Raw genomic sequence first — 3,082 nt, 5'->3', positions numbered from 1 at the left:
TATGCCTCGCACGGCATCAGAGTGGAGCGTGTGCTTACGGACAATGGCGCTTGCTACAAGTCTTGGAAGTTCCGCGATGCCTGCCGCGAGCTTGGCATAAAGCACAAGCGCACCCGGCCTTACCGACCACAGACCAATGGTAAGGCGGAACGCTTCATCAGGACGGCATTGAACGAGTGGGCATACGCCGAAACGTACACCCACTCATGGAAAAGGACAGCCAACTTGTCCATATGGACGCATCACTACAACTATTCGCGTCTTCATACGGCTCTTGGCAGGAAACCTCCGGCTTCGAGGCTAGGAGGGTGAACAACCTATAGAAACTCTACATCTAGAGCGCATCTGGTAAGAGAGCCTTACAGGCGCATATGAAAAACCCCCGGCTAGGCCGGGGGATATTTATTGGGATGCAATCATGATAAACACCGACCGCACGGAAGGTTTGCGGGCATTAATTCGTCAAGGGCTTCAGGCTGTCTCCCAACAAACCACTACCGCCCATCTGGGTGACAGGTCCACATATGTGGGTATGAGCGACATCGGCCAGCACTGGGAGTGTGCCCACCGCTGACAGCCTGGAGCGCCTGCTGATCCTGCAACGGGGCCATTGGTTTGAATCCGGTGTGGGGCAGGCGCTGGAGTCGCTGGGTCTGCATGTTTTGCCCCAGCTTGAAATTAACTGGCAGCATCAGGGCGTACCCATCAAGGCCCACCTGGACTTCGTGCTGGCCTGGGGTGCGCCCGTCAACGCCATACGAATTCTGGAAGTAAAAAGTACGGACAAGCTACCCGACAGTCCGCACGATTCCCACTTGCTGCAACTGCACGGGCAGATCGGCTTGCTGGCCCAAGCCTGGGGCAAGCCTGCCTTCAGCCTGCGGACGGGGACGGTACGCTTCTGTACGACAAACTGACCTTTCCTCAACTCTGCCATGCTCAGCTTGGCCTTCAGTTGCCCAAACAAGCTGGAGAAGTGAGCCTGGAAGCCTGGCTGCTCTGTCTTTCGCTGAAGGAGGTAACGACGTTCGGCCCCTATGGTTTCAATCAGGCCATGCTGGATACGGCCCTTGACCACGCAAATCAACTCTGGAGCGAGATAGGTCGTCAATTTCGTACGCCATGTTAAGCGGCAATCGGCAGTTTTGGTTCCATCATCCTGCTTCTGACAAACGCCGCTGGTGAGAGATAGCCAAGTGCTGCCTGGGGCTGTGGTGATATCAAGAAATTTCTTGACGCAAAGCTATGGGCTTCGTAGCCTTCAAAAAAAGGGAGATTGCCATGACACAGGCATCCGCAAAGCGGGTCAAGTTCGCCAGCCAGATGGAGCCCGATCTTTATGAAGGCCTTAAATCTGTGGCGCAAGAGGACGGACGGCAGATTCAGGCCGTGCTGGAAGATGCGGTGCGCGCCTATATTGAGAATCGCAAACGCCCCATGGCGCGGCGACACGTGCTTGACGCCCTTGAAGTCAGCATGATTGAGCACGACGCCCTGTATAAAGAGCTTGCAAAGTGAGCCGGGATTACCTGACTGTTGCCGACATTCTGGGTATGCACGCCATCCTTGTTGAAAGGTATGGCGGCGCGTCCGGCGTTCGGGATATGGGCGGGCTGGAGTCGGCTGCATACCGGCCCCAGAGCGGCTACTATACGGATGTTGTGGAAGAAGCCTGCGCCTTGCTGGAAAGCCTGCTTATCAACCACCCCTTTGTGGACGGGAACAAGCGGACGGCCTTTGCTGCCTGTTCGGTGTTTCTGCAGATCAATGGGCATAAAATCCGGGCAGACTCGGACAGGTTGTATGCGTTTGTCATCCGCTGGCTGGAACTGCCGCCTGCGGGGCGCTTCCCCACTATGCTGAATGACTTGCGAACTATTACGGAATGAGACCATGAAAAATGATGAACCACTGGCCCGGCTCCATGTCGGGCTTTTTTATTGTGAGGTGCCATGATTCGCTCGAAAGACATTCTTAGCTGCCTGCCTCTGCTGGCGTCCGTGCTGGGAGAGCAGTACGGGGTGCAGGTGCACATTGGCGGAAAGACCGCCTGCACCAATGGCAGGGTCATTTATCTGCCATCGTTGCCCGTGGATTGTGAACCGGAATTATTGGCTCTGGCTCGCGGGTTTGTGGATCATGAGGCTGCACATATCCGGCATAACGACACAAAAAGCGGGGAAAAACCCCGCTTTTTTACATGGCTGCTTATGCCAACTTTCGCGCGAATCAGTGCCAACTTTCGCGCCCGCTTATTTATCTGTTGTCTAACAGACGGGGGAGAGGTGGGGGAGAGGGTTTTGCCCAAACGAAAAAAGGACTCAGGTATTTCTACCTAAGTCCTTGATTTCTTTGTGGTGCCGAGGGACAGAATTGAACTGCCGACACGGGGATTTTCAGTCCCCTGCTCTACCAACTGAGCTACCTCGGCTCTCATTTGATGCGGTTTGTGTTCCACATCGCTGGAGAAGTCTTGTACCCATTTGCCGCGACATTGGCAAGCTTTTTTTACAAATTTTATGCAATAACTTGAAAAGCCTCCCTGTTCCGGCCATACTGCCCATGCTGCCATCGGAAAACGGGCAGGCGGCATTTTAGTGCTGTAGATAAAAACGGGCAGCCAGGCGTGTCCGCCTGCTGTTGTTCTGCCGCCGGTCTGCTGCCGGCCTGTCCTTGTTTGACCGTCGGCGTGTCGCGGGTCCGGCCCCGGCAGGGCAAGGGCTTTTTTCCATCCCTGCGGGGATACGTGGTTTTCGGCTGGCTCCATCAATGTGCGGCGCGTTTGCCCGGCCGCAGATTCTGCAAAAAATGCCTCTAATAAGGGTATGTTAGTGAAAACAGGCAATCCTTTTCCCCAGATCAGGCGTGATTTCACCGCAATGGGCGTTTCCGGCCTGGGCAGAATAATTGTGCAGGCCCTGCTTGTGGGCAGCGCCACCGGGGCTGTGGTCGGCCTGTTCCGGCATCTGAACGATACCATCACGCTCTGGCTGGTGGGGGCGGTGGGCCGACATGGCCTTGCCGACCACCTCATGGCCCTGGCCGTTTTTGGCGGGCTTTTGCTTTTGGCTGTCATTTCGGT

6 protein-coding genes, 1 tRNA gene and 1 pseudogene are annotated in these 3,082 nt (G+C 55.6%); 7 read left to right on the top strand and 1 reads right to left on the bottom strand.

The genetic code is table 11. From position 1 onward, the window contains the following. From V6C07_RS01705 to V6C07_RS01680, 6 genes are all read left to right on the top strand, one after another. On the top strand, nt 1-312 hold a 312-nt coding region (locus V6C07_RS01705), incomplete at its 5' end, for an integrase core domain-containing protein (protein ID WP_333534665.1). A 106-nt stretch (nt 313-418) separates the two neighbouring features. Further along, the gene (locus V6C07_RS01700) at nt 419-574 is read left to right on the top strand and encodes a hypothetical protein (RefSeq protein WP_333534664.1); all 156 of its coding nucleotides are present in this window, start codon (nt 419-421) and stop codon (nt 572-574) included. Further along, on the top strand, nt 561-917 hold the full coding sequence (locus tag V6C07_RS01695) for a hypothetical protein (protein WP_333534663.1): 357 nt from the start codon (nt 561-563) through the stop codon (nt 915-917). The genes V6C07_RS01700 and V6C07_RS01695 overlap by 14 nt, the downstream gene beginning before the upstream one ends. Before the next feature lie 364 nt (nt 918-1,281). Beyond that, entirely contained in the window at nt 1,282-1,518 is a 237-nt protein-coding gene (locus V6C07_RS01690; protein WP_333534662.1) for a hypothetical protein, read from the top strand. After that, nucleotides 1,515-1,889, top strand: coding sequence for a type II toxin-antitoxin system death-on-curing family toxin (locus V6C07_RS01685; protein WP_333534661.1), 375 nt, complete (start codon nt 1,515-1,517; stop codon nt 1,887-1,889). The genes V6C07_RS01690 and V6C07_RS01685 overlap by 4 nt, the downstream gene beginning before the upstream one ends. Before the next feature lie 63 nt (nt 1,890-1,952). Next, entirely contained in the window at nt 1,953-2,339 is a 387-nt protein-coding gene (locus tag V6C07_RS01680; RefSeq protein ID WP_333534659.1) for a hypothetical protein, read from the top strand. A gap of 16 nt (nt 2,340-2,355) precedes the next feature. Here the strand turns inward: V6C07_RS01680 and V6C07_RS01675 are convergent. Next, nucleotides 2,356-2,431 (bottom strand) — tRNA-Phe (locus V6C07_RS01675). Between the two features lie 394 nt (nt 2,432-2,825). Here V6C07_RS01675 and V6C07_RS01670 point away from each other — a divergent pair. After that, nucleotides 2,826-3,082 (top strand): annotated as a pseudogene (locus V6C07_RS01670) (chloride channel protein); the annotation flags it as partial.

Source organism: Desulfovibrio sp. 1214_IL3152, from assembly GCF_036763055.1.
Classification (GTDB): Bacteria; Desulfobacterota; Desulfovibrionia; order Desulfovibrionales; family Desulfovibrionaceae; genus Desulfovibrio.
The sequence above is the reverse complement of the archived record's forward strand: the minus strand, read 5'-3'. Positions and strand labels throughout refer to the sequence as shown.

What these genes read in the sequence shown, in the direction of transcription:
- V6C07_RS01700 (WP_333534664.1), top strand. Translation starts at nt 419, where the DNA reads ATGATAAACACCGACCGCACGGAAGGTTTGCGGGCATTAATTCGTCAA.
- V6C07_RS01690 (WP_333534662.1), top strand. Translation starts at nt 1,282, where the DNA reads ATGACACAGGCATCCGCAAAGCGGGTCAAGTTCGCCAGCCAGATGGAG.
- V6C07_RS01680 (WP_333534659.1), top strand. Translation starts at nt 1,953, where the DNA reads ATGATTCGCTCGAAAGACATTCTTAGCTGCCTGCCTCTGCTGGCGTCC.